Origin of the sequence: Pseudomonas sp. HS6-2 (assembly GCF_049325675.2) — a bacterium.
Classification (GTDB): Bacteria; Pseudomonadota; Gammaproteobacteria; order Pseudomonadales; family Pseudomonadaceae; genus Aquipseudomonas; species Aquipseudomonas putida_N.
This window is the reverse complement of sequence record NZ_CM143906.1, coordinates 4,913,510-4,930,384: the sequence shown is the minus strand read 5'-3', so window position 1 is coordinate 4,930,384 and position 16,875 is coordinate 4,913,510. Positions and strand designations below refer to the sequence as shown.

At 62.9% G+C, this 16,875-nt stretch carries 16 protein-coding genes; 7 read left to right on the top strand and 9 right to left on the bottom strand.

What is annotated here, in order from left to right; translation table 11 throughout:
- Positions 1-2: 2 nt before the first annotated feature.
- Positions 3-467: an outer membrane lipoprotein gene (locus ACOKS3_RS23020; protein WP_054885828.1), complete on the top strand. Its 465-nt coding sequence runs from the start codon at positions 3-5 to the stop codon at positions 465-467.
- Between the two features lie 87 nt (positions 468-554).
- On the opposite strand, the gene ACOKS3_RS23015 is transcribed toward ACOKS3_RS23020, so the two are convergent.
- The 7 genes from ACOKS3_RS23015 to ACOKS3_RS22985 form a co-directional block, all read right to left on the bottom strand.
- Positions 555-2,162, bottom strand: a complete 1,608-nt coding sequence (locus tag ACOKS3_RS23015; protein WP_422764632.1) for an NAD(P)/FAD-dependent oxidoreductase — start codon at positions 2,160-2,162, stop codon at positions 555-557.
- Positions 2,163-2,266: 104 nt separating this feature from the next.
- A complete protein-coding gene (locus ACOKS3_RS23010) occupies positions 2,267-2,941 on the bottom strand; it encodes a COG3650 family protein (RefSeq protein ID WP_422764633.1) in 675 nt (224 codons plus the stop codon).
- A gap of 88 nt (positions 2,942-3,029) precedes the next feature.
- On the bottom strand, positions 3,030-3,731 hold the full coding sequence (locus tag ACOKS3_RS23005; protein WP_003254879.1) for an ABC transporter ATP-binding protein: 702 nt from the start codon (positions 3,729-3,731) through the stop codon (positions 3,030-3,032).
- Positions 3,732-4,499 (bottom strand): high-affinity branched-chain amino acid ABC transporter ATP-binding protein LivG, encoded by a 768-nt coding sequence (livG, locus tag ACOKS3_RS23000; RefSeq protein WP_008097486.1) that lies wholly within the window; start codon positions 4,497-4,499, stop codon positions 3,732-3,734.
- A complete protein-coding gene (locus ACOKS3_RS22995; protein WP_422764634.1) occupies positions 4,496-5,752 on the bottom strand; it encodes a high-affinity branched-chain amino acid ABC transporter permease LivM in 1,257 nt (418 codons plus the stop codon). Before ACOKS3_RS22995 ends, livG begins: the two co-directional genes overlap by 4 nt.
- Complete coding sequence (gene livH / locus ACOKS3_RS22990; RefSeq protein WP_054886946.1) at positions 5,749-6,672, bottom strand: high-affinity branched-chain amino acid ABC transporter permease LivH; 924 nt, start codon at positions 6,670-6,672, stop codon at positions 5,749-5,751. The genes ACOKS3_RS22995 and livH overlap by 4 nt, the downstream gene beginning before the upstream one ends.
- 186 nt (positions 6,673-6,858) lie before the next feature.
- Complete coding sequence (locus ACOKS3_RS22985) at positions 6,859-7,974, bottom strand: branched-chain amino acid ABC transporter substrate-binding protein (protein WP_103449448.1); 1,116 nt, start codon at positions 7,972-7,974, stop codon at positions 6,859-6,861.
- A gap of 360 nt (positions 7,975-8,334) precedes the next feature.
- On the opposite strand from ACOKS3_RS22985, the gene ACOKS3_RS22980 reads away from it, so the two are divergent.
- On the top strand, positions 8,335-8,640 hold the full coding sequence (locus ACOKS3_RS22980; RefSeq protein WP_103449450.1) for a DUF2288 domain-containing protein: 306 nt from the start codon (positions 8,335-8,337) through the stop codon (positions 8,638-8,640).
- Positions 8,641-8,894: 254 nt separating this feature from the next.
- Positions 8,895-9,782 (top strand): NAD(P)-dependent oxidoreductase, encoded by an 888-nt coding sequence (locus ACOKS3_RS22975; protein ID WP_422764635.1) that lies wholly within the window; start codon positions 8,895-8,897, stop codon positions 9,780-9,782.
- Here the strand turns inward: ACOKS3_RS22975 and ACOKS3_RS22970 are convergent.
- Both ACOKS3_RS22970 and rapA read right to left on the bottom strand, forming a co-directional pair.
- The gene (locus tag ACOKS3_RS22970; RefSeq protein ID WP_103449452.1) at positions 9,682-11,946 is read right to left on the bottom strand and encodes a putative bifunctional diguanylate cyclase/phosphodiesterase; all 2,265 of its coding nucleotides are present in this window, start codon (positions 11,944-11,946) and stop codon (positions 9,682-9,684) included. The two genes, ACOKS3_RS22975 and ACOKS3_RS22970, sit on opposite strands and share 101 nt — an antisense overlap.
- Before the next feature lie 198 nt (positions 11,947-12,144).
- A complete protein-coding gene (gene rapA / locus ACOKS3_RS22965) occupies positions 12,145-14,991 on the bottom strand; it encodes an RNA polymerase-associated protein RapA (protein ID WP_103449453.1) in 2,847 nt (948 codons plus the stop codon).
- 134 nt (positions 14,992-15,125) lie between these two features.
- On the opposite strand from rapA, the gene ACOKS3_RS22960 reads away from it, so the two are divergent.
- From ACOKS3_RS22960 to ccoM, 4 genes are all read left to right on the top strand, one after another.
- Complete coding sequence (locus ACOKS3_RS22960; protein ID WP_422764636.1) at positions 15,126-15,824, top strand: M949_RS01915 family surface polysaccharide biosynthesis protein; 699 nt, start codon at positions 15,126-15,128, stop codon at positions 15,822-15,824.
- Between the two features lie 107 nt (positions 15,825-15,931).
- Entirely contained in the window at positions 15,932-16,264 is a 333-nt protein-coding gene (locus ACOKS3_RS22955) for an aspartate-semialdehyde dehydrogenase (RefSeq protein WP_103449455.1), read from the top strand.
- Between the two features lie 67 nt (positions 16,265-16,331).
- Positions 16,332-16,493, top strand: a complete 162-nt coding sequence (locus ACOKS3_RS22950) for a hypothetical protein (RefSeq protein ID WP_181004542.1) — start codon at positions 16,332-16,334, stop codon at positions 16,491-16,493.
- Positions 16,494-16,628: 135 nt separating this feature from the next.
- Entirely contained in the window at positions 16,629-16,745 is a 117-nt protein-coding gene (ccoM, locus tag ACOKS3_RS22945) for a cytochrome c oxidase subunit CcoM (RefSeq protein WP_275898203.1), read from the top strand.
- Positions 16,746-16,875: the final 130 nt, after the last annotated feature.

Genomic DNA, 16,875 nt, shown 5'->3' with positions numbered 1-16,875 from the left:
CCATGCGTAAATCCGCTTTGCTGGTGGCGACTTTCACCACCATGTCGCTGCTGCTCGGTGGCTGTGCCTCGAGCCTGACCGGCGACAGCTATTCCCGTGATGAGGCCCGTCGCGTGCAGACCGTGCGCATGGGTACCATCGAATCCCTGCGCCCGGTCAAGATCGAAGGCACCAAGACTCCGATCGGTGGTGGTGCTGGCGCCATCGTCGGTGGCGTGGCCGGCAGCGCCATTGGCGGTGGCCGTGGCAGCATCGTCACCGCCGTGATTGGTGCCGTGGCCGGTGGCCTGGCAGGTTCCGCTGCCGAGGAAGGCCTGACCCGTACCCAGGGTGTGGAAATCACTGTGCGTGAAGACGATGGCAGCATGCGCGCGTATGTGCAGGCCGTGCAGCAGAACGAAATCTTCCGCGTTGGTGACCGCGTGCGCATCATGACCGTTGACGGTACCAGCCGCGTTTCGCACTGATCGTCGCGGCAAACAAAAAACCCGAACGGGCCAGGCCTGTTCGGGGTTTTTTGTTTTCCTGCGCGGGCCTCTTCGCGGCCAGTATCTTTAAAGGCCGAGGATGTCGCGAGCCACGGCTTCGGCAATGCGGATACCATCCACGCCCGCCGAAAGAATGCCACCGGCATACCCCGCACCTTCGCCTGCCGGGAACAGCCCCTTCATGTTCAGGCTCTGGAAGTCCGCACCTCGGGTAATGCGCAGTGGCGACGAGGTGCGCGTTTCGATGCCGGTAAGCACCGCATCATGCAGGTTGTAGCCTTTGATCTGGCGGTCGAACGCCGGCAGCGCTTCGCGGATTGCCTCGATGGCAAAGTCCGGAAGGCTCGGCGCCAGGTCACCCAGGGTCACTCCTGGCTTGTACGATGGCTCGACGCTGCCCAGTGCGGTGGATGGCTTGCCCGCGACGAAGTCGCCCACCAGCTGCGCCGGTGCCTGGTAGTTGCTGCCGCCCATGACGTAGGCGTGGGCCTCCAGGCGCTCCTGCAGCTCGATGCCGGCCAGCGGGCCGCCCGGGTAGTCGCGCTCGGGGTCGATGCCGACGACGATGCCGGAGTTGGCGTTGCGCTCGTTACGCGAGTACTGGCTCATGCCGTTGGTGACCACCCGGCCCGGCTCGCTGGTGGCGGCGACCACGGTGCCACCCGGGCACATGCAGAAGCTGTACACCGAACGGCCGTTCTTGGCGTGGTACACCAGTTTGTAGTCGGCAGCGCCAAGTTTCGGGTGGCCGGCGTACTTGCCCAGGCGAGCCTTGTCGATCAGCGTTTGTGGGTGCTCGATACGGAAACCCACCGAGAACGGCTTGGCTTCCATGTACACGCCCTTGGCGTGCAGCATGCGGAAGGTGTCGCGGGCGCTGTGGCCCAGGGCCAGGACCACATGGCGCGAGTGCAGCTGCTCGCCGCTTTCCAGCACCACGCCGGTCAGTTGGCCGTCTTCGATCAGCAGGTCGGTGACCTTTTCCTGGAAGCGCACTTCGGCGCCTAGGGCGATCATGTCCTGGCGCATCTGCTCGACCATGCCGGTCAGGCGGAAGGTACCGATGTGCGGCTTGTTGATGTAGAGGATTTCGTCCGGCGCGCCGGCCTTGACGAACTCTTCCAGGACCTTGCGGCCGTGGTGGTTCGGGTCTTTGATCTGGCTGTAGAGCTTGCCGTCGGAGAAGGTCCCGGCGCCGCCTTCGCCGAACTGCACGTTGGACTCGGGGTTGAGCACGCTTTTACGCCACAGGCCCCAGGTGTCCTTGGTGCGCTGGCGCACTTCCTTGCCGCGCTCGAGGATGATCGGCTTGAAGCCCATTTGTGCCAGCAGCAGGCCGGCGAAGATGCCGCACGGGCCGAAGCCGACCACGATCGGGCGTTGCTGCAGGTCGGCCGGGGCCTGGCCGACGAACTTGTAGGTGACGTCGGGGGCCACGCCGATGTTGTGATCGTCGGCGAACTTGCTGAGCAGCTCGGCTTCGTTGCTGGCTTCCAGGTCGATGGTGTAGATGAACAGCAGCTCGCTGTTCTTCTTGCGCGCATCGTAGCTGCGCTTGAACAGGTTGAAGCTGAGCAGTTGCTCGTCGCGGATGCCCAGGCGCTGGACGATGGCTTCACGCAGGGCTTCGTCGGGATGGTCCAGGGGCAGCTTCAGTTCGGTGATTCGTAGCATGGCAGGGTCCAGTATCCCGGCCATGGGCGGCCGGCGGCTTTACACAAACCGCCAAGTATAAGCTGTTAGCCGCCCCGACTGGCAGGATAAAAAGCGCCCGGCGATCAGTTGTCGCGCGCACCGCCGTAGTAACCGCAGCCGCGCAGGGTCTGGCCGTCGATGCGCAGCTCGGCGCGCAGGTGACGCACGGCGCCGCTCATGTTGTCGACGCAGCGTTGCGGGGCGACCCACAGTTCAACGTGCTGGCCGTTGGCTTCGCTGGTCAGGGTCAGGCCGCCGCCGGGCACTTCTTCTTCGAGGAACGGCAGCGGTAGTGGGTCCTTGCCGACGCGGTTGAGCACCATGCCCTTGCCGCTGGCCTTGATGTCCCAGTCCGGCTCGTGGCCATTGGCGCGCAGGGTCAGCTGCTTGAAGTTGGGGTCGTCGCAGGCGCGGGTGGAGGGCTCCAGGCGGTACAGGCGGCTGACTTCCAGCTGGCCGTCGTTGTCGGCCTGTTTGGCACCGGTGAGGCGGCCACGGATGTCGGCGAACAATTTGGCATTGGCGTCCTTGGCCAGGCTGACGGACTCCTGGAGGATGCCGGTGCCGGCGACGTCATTGATCACGAAGTGGCGGCTTTCACCACAGGGTTTGAACAACAGCCGGCCGCCGCCTGCACTCAGTTCGCCCTGCATGCGCGTGGTACCGATGTTCGGGTCACGGGGCTGCTCGGCCAGCAACTGGCAGCCGGCGAACAATGGCAGCAGGGCAGTGAGCAGCAGGGTAGGGGTGAGGCGCATGGGGCGGGCTCCGGAGAATCTTTGCCAAAGAGCTCGCCACGATACACGTCCTGCGGGCAGAAAAAAGGGCCCGAAGGCCCTTTTTCATTCAACCACCCAAGTAGGCGTCGCGCACCTTCGGGTCGGTCAGCAGTGCCTCACCGGTGCCCTGCATCACCACCCGACCGTTCTCCAGCACATACGCCCGGTCGGCGATCTTCAGTGCCTGGTTGGCGTTCTGCTCCACCAGGAACACCGTCACGCCATCACGGCGCAGCTGTTCGATGATGTCGAAGATCTGCTGGATGATGATCGGCGCCAGGCCCAGCGAAGGCTCATCGAGCAGCAACAGCTTGGGCTTGCTCATCAGCGCCCGGCCGATGGCCAGCATCTGCTGCTCGCCACCGGACATGGTGCCGCCACGCTGGATGTAACGCTCCTTCAGCCGTGGGAACAGCTGCAGGACCTTGTCCAGTTGCTCCTGGTAGTCGCCCTTGTCGGTGAAGAAACCGCCCATGGCCAGGTTTTCCTCGACGGTCAGGCGGGCGAACACGCGGCGGCCTTCTGGCACCACCGCGATGCTCTTGCGCATGATGTGCGAGGACGGCTGGCCGACCAGTTCTTCACCCAGGTACTTGATGCTGCCGCTGTGCGCCTGTGGCGAGCCGCACAGAGTCATCAGCAAGGTCGACTTGCCAGCGCCGTTGGCACCGATCAGGGTGACGATCTCGCCCTGGTTGATCTCGACATTGACGCTGTGCAGCGCCTGGATCTTGCCGTAGAAGGTGGAAACGTTCTCGAACTTCAGCATTTACGCTTCCCCCAGGTAGGCTTTGATCACATCAGGGTTGTCGCGGATCTCCTCCGGCGTGCCGTGGGCGAGGGGCGTGCCCTGGTTGATCACGACGATGTGGTCGGAGATGCTCATCACCAGCTTCATGTCGTGCTCGATCAGCAGCACGGTGACGTTGTGCGACTCACGCAGGTAGGCGATCAGTGCCTTGAGGTCTTCGGTTTCCTTCGGGTTCAGGCCCGCGGCGGGTTCGTCGAGCATGATGATCCGTGGCTGGGTCATCATGCAGCGGGCGATTTCCAGGCGGCGTTGCTGGCCGTAGGCGAGGGTGCCGGCGGTACGGTTGGCGAATTCGGTCAGGTTGACCTTCTCCAGCCAGTACTGGGCGCGCTCCATGGCCTCCTTCTCGCTGCGGCGGAAGTTCGGGGTCTTGAACAGCCCGGCGAAGAAGTTGGTGTTCAGGTGACGGTGCTGGGCGATCAGCAGGTTTTCCAGCGCGGTCATTTCCTTGAACAGACGCACGTTCTGGAAGGTACGCACCACGCCTTTGCGGGCGATCTGGTGACCGGCCAGGCCCTGGATCGGCTGGCCGTCGAGCAGGATTGTACCGCCGCTGGGCTTGTAGAAGCCGGTCAGGCAGTTGAACACCGTGGTTTTGCCAGCGCCGTTCGGGCCGATCAGCGCCACCACCTGTTTTTCCTTGACGGTCAGGGCCACGCCGTTGACCGCCAACAAGCCGCCGAAGCGCATGCTCAGGCCGCTGACTTGCAGAATTTCGCGGCTCATCGACGCAGCTCCATGTGGGGACGTTGCATAGGCAGCAGGCCTTGCGGACGCCAGATCATCATCAACACCATCAGCGCACCGAACATCAGCATCCGGTATTCGCTGAACTCACGCATCAGCTCTGGCAGCAGGATCATCACGATGGCCGCGAGAATCACGCCCAGTTGTGAGCCCATGCCGCCGAGCACGACGATGGCGAGGATGATCGCCGACTCGATGAAGGTGAACGACTCCGGCGTCACCAGGCCCTGGCGCGCGGCGAAGAAGCTGCCGGCGAAACCGGCGAAGCAGGCACCCAGGGTGAATGCCGAGAGCTTGATCACAGTGGGGTTCAGGCCCAGCGCACGGCAGGCGATCTCGTCCTCACGCAGCGCTTCCCAGGCACGGCCTATCGGCATGCGCAGCAGGCGGTTGATCACGAACAGTGCCAGCAGGGCCAGCAGCAGGGCGACCAGGTAAAGGAAGATGACCTTGTTGATCGAGTTGTATTCCAGCCCGAAGAACTCGTGGAAGGTCTGCATCCCTTCGGCGGCCTTGCGTTCGAAGGTCAGGCCGAAGAACTCCGGCTTGGGGATGTTGCTGATGCCGTTGGGGCCGCCAGTCCAGTCTGTGAGATTGCGCAGGAACAGGCGGATGATTTCGCCGAAGCCGAGGGTCACGATCGCCAGGTAGTCCCCGCGCAGGCGCAGCACCGGGAAGCCGAGCAGGAAGCCGAAGGTGGCCGACATCAGGCCGGCGATCGGCAGGCAGACCCAGAAGCTCCAGCCCAGGTAGTGCGAGAGCATCGCGTAGCTGTAGGCGCCGACGGCGTAGAAACCGACATAGCCGAGGTCGAGCAGGCCGGCCAGACCGACCACGATGTTCAGGCCCAGGCCTAACAGCACGTAGATCAGGATCAGCGTGGCGATGTCGACCGCCCCGCGCGAGCCGAAGAACGGCCACACCAAAGCCGCTACGATCAGACCGATGATCACGTAGCGTTGGGTTTTCGGCAGGGTCAGGTAGTTGCTGACGGCTGGCGGGATCAGCTTGCGATCCGAGCCACGGCCCATCACCGCGCTCCACTGCTTGTCGAACAGCACGCGCAGGAACATCAGCACCGAACACACGGCGATGATACTGATGGTGAACGACCCTTGGCTGTGCACCGCCAGGCTGATGCCGTCGATGCTCAGTTTCAGGCCCAGCACCGGGAAGGCCACGGCCCATACCAGCAAGGCGCTGAAGAACGCCTGTTTGAGATTTCTGTTCATACTTTTTCAACCTCCGGGCGGCCCAGGATGCCGGTCGGCCGGAACAGCAGGACAAGAACCAACAAGCCGAATGCCACCACGTCCTTGTACTGGTCGCCGAAGATGTCGGCGCCGAAGGCTTCGGCCACGCCCAGCACCAGCCCGCCGAGCATGGCGCCCGGGATGCTGCCGATGCCGCCCAATACCGCTGCGGTGAAGGCCTTAAGGCCCACCAGAAAACCAGCGTTGGGGTTGATCACCCCGTACTGCATGCTCAGCAGCACGGCCGCCACGGCCGCCAGGGCGGCACCGATGACGAAGGTCAGGGCGATGATGTTGTTGGTGTTGATACCCAGCAGGTTGGCCATCTTGATGTCCTCGGCGCAGGCGCGGCAGGCGCGGCCCAGGCGGGAACGGGAGATGAACAGGGTCAGGCAGGTCATGGCCACCAGGGTGACCACGAACACCAGGATCTGCATGTAGGAAACCAGGACCTCCTCCGCACCGCCCGGCCCGAAGGAGATGCTCCCGGGGATCAGGTTGGGGATGGATTTGTCCTTCGAGTCTTGCGATAGCAAGACCGTGTTCTGCAGGAAGATCGACATACCGATGGCTGAAATCAGCGGAATCAGACGGTTGCTGTTGCGCAGGGGGCGGTAGGCAACCCGTTCGATGCTGTAGCCATAGGCACTGGTGACGCAGATCGTCGCGACGAAGGCGACGGTCATCAGGATCGGCAGCGAATGGATACCCATCATGGCCAGGCCCGCCAGAGCGATGAAGGCCACGTAGGAACCGATCATGTATACCTCGCCGTGGGCGAAGTTGATCATGCCGATGATGCCGTACACCATCGTGTAGCCGATGGCGATCAAGGCATAGGTGCTGCCGATGGTCAATCCATTAACCAGTTGTTGGAAGAAATGGTAGATCTCAGGCATTACAGCGCTCCTAAAAACCTGATTTGCATTTCGCTGGCAGGGGTATGGCCAGGAAACCGCGGGTGACGGTTTTAAGATTTTCAGGTGGGTCGGCCCCCGGATCGCGGGGATCAGGCCCATGAACCTCGTAAAACAAAGCCCACTGCTCGCACAGTGGGCTTCTACGGTCAGCTATTAGTCACGCAGTTACTGAGGGGAGACTTCGGTCTTCGGCTTGCCGAAGTGCCATTCGTAGACCACGAACTTGAAGTCTTTCAGGTCGCCTTTCTCGTCGTAGGACAGGGTGCCGGTCGGGGTCTTGAAGGAGCCGGCGTGGATGGCGGCTGCCACCTTGTCGGTGTCTTCGGACTTGGCCGCTTCGATGCCTTTGGCGATCAGCTCGACAGCCGAGTAGGCCGGGAACACGAACGGGCCGCTCGGGTCCTTGCCGTCAGCCTTGATGGCGTCGACGATGGCCTTGTTCTCAGGGTCGGCGTCGAACGACTTCGGCAGGGTCACCAGCAGGCCTTCGGAGGCGTTCTGAGCGATCTGCGAGATGGAATCGTTACCCACGCCTTCCGGGCCCATGAACTTGGCTTTCAGGCCTTTTTCCTGGGCTTGGCGCAAGATCAGGCCCAGCTCTGGGTGGTAGCCGCCGTAGTAGACGAAGTCGACGTTGTTCTGCTTGAGCTTCTGGATGATCGAGGAGAAGTCCTTGTCACCGGCGTTCAGGCCTTCGAAGACGGCAACCTTGGTGCCTTTCTTCTCGAGGGTCTGCTTGACCGCGGTGGCGATGCCTTCACCGTACTGCTGCTTGTCGTGCAGAACGGCAACCACTTTCGGCTTGACGTGGTCGGCGATGTAGTTGCCGGCAGCCGGGCCCTGGGCGCTGTCCAGGCCGATGGTGCGGAAGATCAGCTTGTAGCCACGGGCGGTGATTTCCGGCGAGGTGGCGGCCGGGGTGATCATGATCACGCCTTCGTCTTCGTAGATGTCGGACGCTGGCTGGGTGGAGCTGGAGCACAGGTGGCCGATGACGAACTTGACGCCGTCGTTGACCACTTTGTTGGCGACTGCCACGGCCTGTTTAGGGTCGCAGGCGTCGTCGTATTCCTTGGCTTCGAGCATCTTGCCATCGACGCCGCCCTTGGCGTTGATATCCTTGATGGCCTGCTTGGCGCCGATGAACTGCATGTCGCCGTACTGGGTCACAGGGCCGGTTTTAGGGCCCGCGATCCCGATCTTGATGGTATCGGCGGCAAACGAATGGCTGGCTACCCCGGCCAGTACCATTGCGGCGAACAGCTTGGAAATCTTGATCATAGTGCTCCACTCATTCTGTTGTAATTCTTATAGTCCTGGCGGCCAGGGCTACAGACCGGGCGGGATTTGCGGCATGGCCACGCCACACTGCATGCCCACCTTCCCCCGGAACATGTCCCGGAACTGTACCGGTACAGTGTAGAGCGCTGTTTGCGCGCTTGAAAAGCGGGCAAAAAGTGCCTGTTCCGCGGGTTGTCGCATGATCGACACAAAGATACAGAAAAGCGCCATCACTTTGCCTGCATCCTGGGCCCCGCCCCATAACTTCGGGGCCAATCGACCAAATTACATATTTGAAACCGGGTTTTTCTGCAAAAATGCCGGCCTTTTTTCATTGGCCGAATTTGCGGGTACAAACCCATGACTGATCAAACAAGCACCCTCTATGCCAAATTGCTCGGCGAGACGGCGACAATCGAGTGGAAGGCTTTGGAGCGTTTCTGGGCCAAGGGTGACCTGATTTGGGTCGACCCCACGCTCGACCTGATCGAGGTCGCCGCGGCAATGGCCGAGAATCGCAGCGAGATCTTCGCCAAATGGCGTAGTGATGGCACTGTCGGCCCGGTCAGCGCCGAGCAGGCGCTCGAGCTGCAAAGCCGCGATCCAGAGATCTGGGCCGTGGTGGTTTCACCGTTCATCGTGATTCAGGCCAAGCAAGTGGAATAACGGCGCGCTTTTTTAGTGCTTAAAAATACGCAGCCGCACCATGTCGGTGCTTGTTGACGCTCACGTAAGGTGGAAGTTGGTAACAGTGGTGGGCTGATTCGGCGCTGCGGTAACAGTTTACGGCATGCGTAATGGGGCGGATCTACGGACCTTCGCGCATTGGCAGAAGTTTTGGCAGAGGTCATAGTGCGCCATTTGCCGGCATTGCCTCGCCCGCTTGTCACGCTTCTTTAATCTTCTGCCTGGAGTCGTTCATGAGTACTGCACTGCCTTCGCTGGGATTCGCCGGGATTGGCCTGATGGGCCTGCCAATGTGCCGGCGCCTGTTGGCTGCGGGTTATCCGCTGACGGTCTGGAACCGCAGCCCGGACAAATGCGCCACGTTGGTGGCCGCAGGTGCACGGTTGGCGGCGAACCCGGCCGAGCTGTGCCGTGACAACGACATGGTGCTGTTGTGCTTGGCCGACACGGCAGTGGTGCGCGAAGTGGTGTTTGGCGAGCAAGGCATCGCCGAGGGCGGGCGCAGCGGGCAGTTGCTGGTGGACTTCTCCAGCCTGGAGCCGACCGCCACCCGGGAAATGGCTGCCGAGTTGGCTGCCCTGTGCGGCATGGCCTGGCTAGACGCTCCGGTTTCCGGTGGCACGCCAGGGGCCGAGGCGGGCACCTTGGCGATCATGGTGGGGGGCGAGGCCACTGACCTGCACCGGGCGCGCCCGGTGCTGCAGGTGCTTGGCCAGCGGGTCACGCACATGGGCGGTGTGGGGGCAGGGCAGGTGACCAAGGCTTGCAATCAGATGATCGTGGCCTGCAATGCCCTGGTGATTGCGGAAGTAGTGGCGTTGGCCGAGCAGTCAGGCGTCGACGCCACCTTGATCGCCGAGGCCCTTGCCGGTGGCTTTGCCGATTCGAAGCCGCTGCAGATCCTGGCGCCGCAGATGGCCGAAAGCCGTTTCGAACCGGTCAAGTGGCATGTCCGCACCTTGCTCAAGGACCTCGACGGTGCCGTCAAGCTTTCCCGCGAGCAGGGTACGGCAACGCCACTCAGTGGCCTTGCCGCGCAGCTGATGCGCCTGCACGGTAGCCAGGGGTATCTGCAAAAAGATCCGGCGACCCTGGTAGAGCTGTATCGCAACAAGGGTTGAATACGCTGTCCTGGCGGTCGAGCTGATCGAGCAGCGAGCGTAGTTCGCTCAGCGGCACGGGGCGGCTGAGCAGGTAGCCCTGCAGGTAGTCGCAGCCCTTGCTGACCAGAAACTCATGTTGCTCGACGGTTTCGACGCCTTCGCTGACCACTTCCAGGTGTAGGGTGTGGGCCATGGCGATGATGGCCTCGATGATCTCGCGATCTTTCAGGCTGCCGGGCACATCCTGCAGGAATGAGCGGTCGATCTTCAGCACGTCCAGAGGCAGGCGTTTGAGGTAGGCCAGCGACGAATAGCCGGTGCCGAAATCGTCGATCGACAGGCCGACACCTTGGCCGCGAATGCGCTTGAGCAGGCTGACGGTATGCTCGATGTCACCCATCAAAGCGTTTTCGGTGACTTCCAGTTCCAGCTGTCGAGGCGCCAGGCCCGCCTGGAACAGCGCCACTTCCACTTCGCTGGGCAGGGCTTCATGGCCCAGGGTCACCGCCGAGCAGTTGACCGTGACCTTCAGGCTGGTAAAACCATGCTGCTGAAGCCGGGCCAGGTCCTGGCAGGCGTGGCGCAGCACCCACAGGTCGAGGTCAACGATCAGGCCGTTGGCTTCGGCAATGCCGATGAACCGGTCAGGCCCCATCAGCCCGTGCAGCGGGTGCTGCCAGCGCACCAGCGCTTCGAGTTTGGCCACCTGGCCGGTGCGCAGGTCGAAGATCGGTTGGTAATGCACGCATAGGCCGCGTTCTTCGAGCAGGGCAATGCGCAGCTCCTCTTCCAATTGCAAGGCCAGGCTGGCACGGCTTTTCAGGCTGCTGTTGAAAAAGTGCAGGCTGTTGCGCCCGCTGCCTTTGGATTGATAGAGGGCAAGGTCGGCATGCTTGAGCAGTTCTTCGGTGGTCAGGCCATCATCGGGGTAGATGCTGATGCCGATGCTGGTGGTCATGACCATGCGCCGGCCGCCCAGGTCGATCGGCTCTTTCATCCGTTGCATGATGCGCTGGGCCAGGTGGCGCGCCTCGTCGTGGCTGTTCAGGCTGGTGACCACACAGAACTCGTCACCGCCGAAGCGGGCCACCAGGTCGTGGCTGCGGGTGGCGGCCGTGATGTGGTTGGCGATCACCTTGAGCAATTCGTCGCCGGCATCGTGGCCGAGGCTGTCGTTGATTCGCTTGAAGTGGTCGATGTCGAGGAACATCACGGCCAGGCGGTCTTCATTGGGATCCTGCTCTGCCAGGCGTTCGGCGAAGATCTGGTTGAAACCACGTCGGTTGACCAGGTTGGTCAGGGCGTCGTAGTGGGCGGCCTGTTGCAGTGACTCGCGGGCCTGGTCCAGTTGGCTGAGCAGCACGCCGTAACGGCGCAGGTCGTCTTCCTTGCTCTGCAGCTTCTTGTCGGCCAGGGCGGCGCTGATGCTGCTGCCGCTGATCAGCAAGGTGATGAAGGCGATGGTCAGCCCCAGCTGCAGGCTGTTGTCACCCGAGGGCAGGAGCAAGGCGGTGTCGGCGGGGATTACCAGGGTCATGGCCGACATGGCGGTGAAGTGGGTGGCCACGATGCCGCTGGCCATGATCAGGCTGGCGCCATACTTCATGGTCTGGTGCAGGGTACCGCTGCCGTTACGGAAGTAGCGGGCCAGCAACAACGCGACAAGGCTGGTGAGCAGGGCGATGACGGCGCTGCTGAGCAGCAGGCCGGTCTGGTAATACTGCTGGGCACCGGTCTGCAGCGCGGCCATGCCGACGAAATGCATGATGACGATGCCCAGGCCGATAAGCAGCGCGCTTTGCAGGTAGTGCTGCGGGCGCATTTCGCTGCGGTCCAGGCTGTTCATCGCCAGCCACGCCACCAGTAATGCGATCAAGAGGGACAGGCCGGTCAGCGACACGTCGTAATGCTTCTCCACTGGGGCCTGAAAGGCGAGCATGCTGATGAAGTGCATGGCCCATATGCCGCCGGCCAGGCAGCAGGCGCCGAGCACACGCCATTGTCGCTGGGCAGCGCGCAGCTCGGTGTGGGATTGGCGCTCGGCCATGTCGAGGGTGGCGAAGCACGCTGCGCTGGCCACGGCAAACGCGATCAGCACCAGTAACGGTTCGTGGCGGCAGTCGATGACGATGCGCCCGGTTACCGGCAGTTCGGTGAACAGTTGCAGTCCCAGCCAGTCCATTGCTAGCCCTTTGCTCGAGTTTTCACTCGTCTCCGTTCAAGCGCTGTGGAGACTGTTCTGGGGCAGTATAGAAACAGGTGGTTGAACCTTCCTGACTAGTGGCACTTTGGCTTCAATGATTTGGCTCTGAAGTCGATAGCCAGTCGGCATAACGAACTGGGGGGCGCCAAAGCGCCCCCCAGTCAGGTGGCAGGACGGTCAGCCGGCGACCAGCACACGTATCGCCTCGAGGCGCAGCGCGGCCTTGTCGAGCATCGCCAGGCCTTGCTCACGCTGCTTGCGCAGCGCATCGATCTCGCTGTCACGCACGCTCGGGTTGACGGCCTGCAGCGCGGTCAGGCGTGCCAGCTCTTCATCGGCCTCGGCGACCAGGCGGCGCTGGGCTTCGGCCACGCGCTCGACGTGGACCGGCATGACCTTGGCTTCACCACCACTGATGCGTTGGGCCAGCACATCACGCTGGGCCTGCACGAACTTGTTGGCGCTGGCCCGCGGCACGCTTTCGAGCTGGTCGTTGAGGGTTTCGAACGCTACCCGCGAAGCCAGGTCGTTGCCGTTGGCATCGAGCAGGCAGCGCAGTGCCGCTGGCGGCAGGTAACGGCCCAGTTGCAGGCTGCGCGGCGCCACCACCTCGCTGACGAACAGCAGCTCGAGCAGCACGGTGCCCGGTTTGAGCGCCTTGTTCTTGATCAGCGCGACTGCGGTGTTGCCCATCGAACCGGACAGCACCAGGTCCATGCCGCCCTGCACCATCGGGTGTTCCCAGGTGAGGAACTGCATGTCTTCACGCGACAGCGCCTGGGCGCGGTCGTAGGTGATGGTCACGCCTTCGTCGTCGCCCAGCGGGAAGCTGGCGTCGAGCATCTTCTCGCTCGGCTTGAGGATCAGGGCGTTTTCCGAGTGGTCTTCGCTGTCGATGCCGAAGGCGTCGAACAGGGTTTCCATGTAGATCGGCAGGGCGAACTGGTCGTCTTGCTCAAGGATCGCCTCGACCAGCGCCTGGCCCTCGCCGGCACCACCAGAGTTGAGCTCCAGCAGGCGGTCACGGCCGCTGTGCAGTTCTGCCTCCAGGCGCTCGCGCTCGCCACGGGCCTCGCTGACCAGTGCGGTCCAGGCCTTGGCATCGCCGCCTTCGAGCATCGGCAGCAGGCGCGGGCCGAACTGGTGCTGAAGGGCGTTACCGGTCGGGCAGGTATTGAGGAAGGCGTTCAGGCCATCGTGGTACCACTGGAACAGGCGCTCCTGCGGGCTGTCCTGCAGATACGGAATGTGCAGTTCGATGGTGTGCTTCTGGCCGATACGGTCGAGACGGCCGATGCGCTGTTCGAGCAGGTCCGGGTGGGCCGGCAGGTCGAACATCACCAGGTGATGGGCGAACTGGAAGTTACGGCCTTCACTGCCGATCTCGGAGCAGATCAGCACCTGGGCGCCGAATTCCTCGTCAGCGAAGTAGGCCGCAGCGCGGTCACGCTCGAGGATGCTCATGCCTTCGTGGAACACCGTCGCCGGGATGCCGGAGCGCACGCGCAAGGCGTCTTCCAGGTCCATGGCGGTTTCAGCGTGGGCGCAGATCACCAGGACCTTGGTGCGCTTGAGCATCTTCAGCGTGTCGATCAGCCAGTCGACCCGTGGGTCGAAGCGCCACCAGCGTTCGTCGTCGCTGACCTCGCCCTGGGCCTGGAAGGCCACTTCCGGGTACAGCTCGGCGTGTTCGCCGGCAGGCAGGTCCTGGTAGGGCGCCGGGTTGGCCAGCGGATATGGATGCAGCTGGCGCTCGGGGAAACCCTGGACGGCGGCACGGGTGTTGCGGAACAGCACGCGGCCGGTGCCGTGGCGGTCGAGCAGTTCGCGGATCAGACGGGCACTGGCCTGGGTGTCGCCATCGTTGACTGCGGCCAGCAGGGCTTCGCCTTCGGCGCCGAGGAAGCCTTGAATGGTGGCATGGGCCTTGGGTGACAGGCGGCCTTCTTCAAGCAGCTCCTGCACGGCTTCGGCCACCGGGCGGTAGTTTTCGCTCTCGGCGCGGAACGCCGCGAGGTCATGGAAACGGTTGGGGTCGAGCAGGCGCAGGCGGGCGAAGTGGCTGTCCTGGCCAAGCTGTTCGGGGGTAGCGGTCAGCAGCAGCACGCCCGGGATGACCTGGGCCAGTTGCTCGACCAGGCTGTACTCGGTGCTGGCCTGCTCTTCGTGCCACACCAGGTGGTGCGCCTCGTCGACCACCATCAGGTCCCAGCCAGCGGCGAACAGAGCGTCCTGGGCCTTTTCGTCATCGACCAGCCACTCCAGGGCGACCAGCGCCAGCTGGGCATCCTCGAACGGGTTGCTGGCGTCGCTTTCGATGAAGCGCTCGGCGTCGAACAGGGCGACCTGCAGGTTGAAGCGCCGGCGCATTTCCACCAGCCATTGGTGCTGGAGGTTCTCCGGAACCAGGATCAGCACGCGGCTGGCGCGGCCGGACAGCAGCTGGCGGTGAATCACCAGGCCGGCCTCGATGGTCTTGCCCAGGCCTACTTCGTCGGCCAGCAGAACGCGTGGGGCGCTGCGGTCGGCGACTTCGCGGGCAATGTGCAACTGGTGGGCGATCGGTTGCGCGCGGCAACCGCCCAGGCCCCATAGCGACGACTGCATCTGCTTGCTGGTGTGGTGCAGGGTGTTGTAACGCAGGCTGAACCACGACAGCGGGTCGATCTGCCCGGCGAACAGGCGGTCGCTGGCCAGGCGGAACTGGATGAAGTTCGACAGCTGGGTTTCCGGCAGGGTGCGCGCCTGGTTCTGGCCATCCAGGCCGTGGTAGACCATCAGCCCGTCGATGTCCTCGACCTCGCGTACGGTCAGCTTCCAGCCTTCGAAGTGGGTGATCTGGTCACCCGGCGAGAAACGCACGCGGGTCAGCGGCGCATTGCGCAGGGAATACTGGCGGGTGTCGCCAGTGGCCGGGTAGAGCACGGTCAACAGGCGGCCATCCTGCGCCAGGATGGTACCCAGGCCAAGCTCCGCTTCACTGTCGCTGATCCAGCGTTGCCCCGGTTGATACTGCTGCGCCATACTGCCTGAACTCCCGCGATGAAAAAGCCGGCTATGTTAACGGATAGGCCGGGCGGACCATAGACCAGAAGTCCATGAGTCTAGCTGTTTCATCGCAGAAAACACCGTCTTGCTGACGAGGGCTACGCACCGATATGCCGCTCAAGCACCGCTGGTTGCACACTTCCCTGGCCCTGAGCAGCTTGTTGCTGCTGGCTGCCTGTGAACAGAAAAATTTCGAAACCTTGCCTGCGATCCCGGTCGAGCAGCTCGAAGTGCTGGGCGTGCAGACGCCGATCAAGAGCGTGCACTTCCGCGACCGCGACGGCGAGGGGCTGCTGGTGCTCAGCCGCAGCGATGGCCAGGCGGTCGATGCCGAGTCCGAGCAGGAGGTCGACAAGGTAGTACTCAAGGCCACCCTGTACGGTCGTACCTCCGAGAGCGACGCGTTCAAGCCGCGCTGGCAGATCGAGCAGGAAACCACCTGCCCGGGGCTGGACCTGGATGTCGACTTCTACACCGATGTCAGTGATGTCACTGACCTGAACAAGGACGGTGTCGCCGAAGTGACAGTGGCCAGCCATGCCTTCTGTGGTGGCGGCATCGACCCGCACGACATCGCCATCGAGATGCGCGAGGGGCAGAGCGCCTACACCATCACCGGTCAGTCGCTGATCACCCCGGCAGGTGAGGAGCCGGTTGGCGGCGAACGTGAAGACAGCGCTTCGCTGAAGAACGCGCCACAGGTGCTGCGTGAGCACATGGATTCGGTCTGGCAACAGGTCTACAAGCGGCCCTGGAGCGAAGCCAGCCCGCCGGCCAGCGACGACGACCCTGAGGATGAGGCCGAGTAACGGCTGTCTATACTGGCATGGCGCGGCCGTGAATGGCCGCGCATTCTCACCTTTTACGCTCAAGCTGGCTAACGGATGGCCGATACAGTGGGCACAGGAGAACTTCCATGCTGCCGCCGATCATCCCGCTCAGTGCCGCCCCCGTGACCTCGCAACAGGATCCGGTCAAGCAGACACCCGACATCAAGCCGGTGGTGCCCGTGCAGCCGTCGTCCAACGAAAGCGCCATCGACCTCAAGCAGCAGCGCGACCCGCAGGAGCAGGCCTTGCTGCTGCGTGAAGAGCAACGCCGGCAGCAGCAACGGCGCAACAGCAAGGGCGATGAGGAGCGTTACAACGCGGTGCCGGGTGATGAAGTCAACGCCGACAATACCGTGCCGGTGGCGCCGCTGATGGGCGAGCACCAGCGTCAGGGCCTGCTGGTCGATATCGAAGTCTGACGCGGGGCTGGTCACGACCGGCGCCTGGCTTCATGATGCAAGTCTCTGTAGATCGTCGAGCCCACCCATGAGCCAAGACAACCTCATCGACTTCGATGCCGAGCGCGCCAAGCGCATCCATGACCTCAAGGAAAAACGTCTGAACGAAGTGCGCCAGGCGTTCGAGCAGGCCATGCCGCTTGCCCCCGCGAAGAAAAAGAAGCCCAAGGGCAAGCCCAAGAAGCGCTGAAACTTGACGCAGGTCAACCCTGCACCCGCCTCGCGTGCCCGGTCCCGGGCAGCATTGACCCTGATCAATTTTCCCCGCCCCCGTATTCGTTACCTTGCATCCATCGGACAACGGCAAACGAATCGGGAGGCCAGCATGTTTTTCGACAATGTGGTTATCGCGGGCGTGGTAACGGTCGGGTTGATGTTTGCATTCTTTGCCGGTCTGGGCATTTTCATCTGGAAGGACTCGCAAAAGCGCAAGCCGCGCTGACCTTCCGGAACCACGAGCACGCAAGGCATTTTGGGCGACTTCGGTCGCCTATTTTTTTGTCCGCGTTTTTTGTCGATAAAGATGATTAGCTAGCTAATTAATCGTCCCGGCAGTATCCTTTCCCCATTGT

Coding starts and splice junctions, on each gene's coding strand:
- ACOKS3_RS23020 (WP_054885828.1), top strand. CDS start 3: ATGCGTAAATCCGCTTTGCTGGTGGCGACTTTCACCACCATGTCGCTG.
- ACOKS3_RS23015 (WP_422764632.1), bottom strand. CDS start 2,162: ATGCTACGAATCACCGAACTGAAGCTGCCCCTGGACCATCCCGACGAA.
- ACOKS3_RS23010 (WP_422764633.1), bottom strand. CDS start 2,941: ATGCGCCTCACCCCTACCCTGCTGCTCACTGCCCTGCTGCCATTGTTC.
- ACOKS3_RS23005 (WP_003254879.1), bottom strand. CDS start 3,731: ATGCTGAAGTTCGAGAACGTTTCCACCTTCTACGGCAAGATCCAGGCG.
- livG (WP_008097486.1), bottom strand. CDS start 4,499: ATGAGCCGCGAAATTCTGCAAGTCAGCGGCCTGAGCATGCGCTTCGGC.
- ACOKS3_RS22995 (WP_422764634.1), bottom strand. CDS start 5,752: ATGAACAGAAATCTCAAACAGGCGTTCTTCAGCGCCTTGCTGGTATGG.
- livH (WP_054886946.1), bottom strand. CDS start 6,672: ATGCCTGAGATCTACCATTTCTTCCAACAACTGGTTAATGGATTGACC.
- ACOKS3_RS22985 (WP_103449448.1), bottom strand. CDS start 7,974: ATGATCAAGATTTCCAAGCTGTTCGCCGCAATGGTACTGGCCGGGGTA.
- ACOKS3_RS22980 (WP_103449450.1), top strand. CDS start 8,335: ATGACTGATCAAACAAGCACCCTCTATGCCAAATTGCTCGGCGAGACG.
- ACOKS3_RS22975 (WP_422764635.1), top strand. CDS start 8,895: ATGAGTACTGCACTGCCTTCGCTGGGATTCGCCGGGATTGGCCTGATG.
- ACOKS3_RS22970 (WP_103449452.1), bottom strand. CDS start 11,946: ATGGACTGGCTGGGACTGCAACTGTTCACCGAACTGCCGGTAACCGGG.
- rapA (WP_103449453.1), bottom strand. CDS start 14,991: ATGGCGCAGCAGTATCAACCGGGGCAACGCTGGATCAGCGACAGTGAA.
- ACOKS3_RS22960 (WP_422764636.1), top strand. CDS start 15,126: ATGCCGCTCAAGCACCGCTGGTTGCACACTTCCCTGGCCCTGAGCAGC.
- ACOKS3_RS22955 (WP_103449455.1), top strand. CDS start 15,932: ATGCTGCCGCCGATCATCCCGCTCAGTGCCGCCCCCGTGACCTCGCAA.
- ACOKS3_RS22950 (WP_181004542.1), top strand. CDS start 16,332: ATGAGCCAAGACAACCTCATCGACTTCGATGCCGAGCGCGCCAAGCGC.
- ccoM (WP_275898203.1), top strand. CDS start 16,629: ATGTTTTTCGACAATGTGGTTATCGCGGGCGTGGTAACGGTCGGGTTG.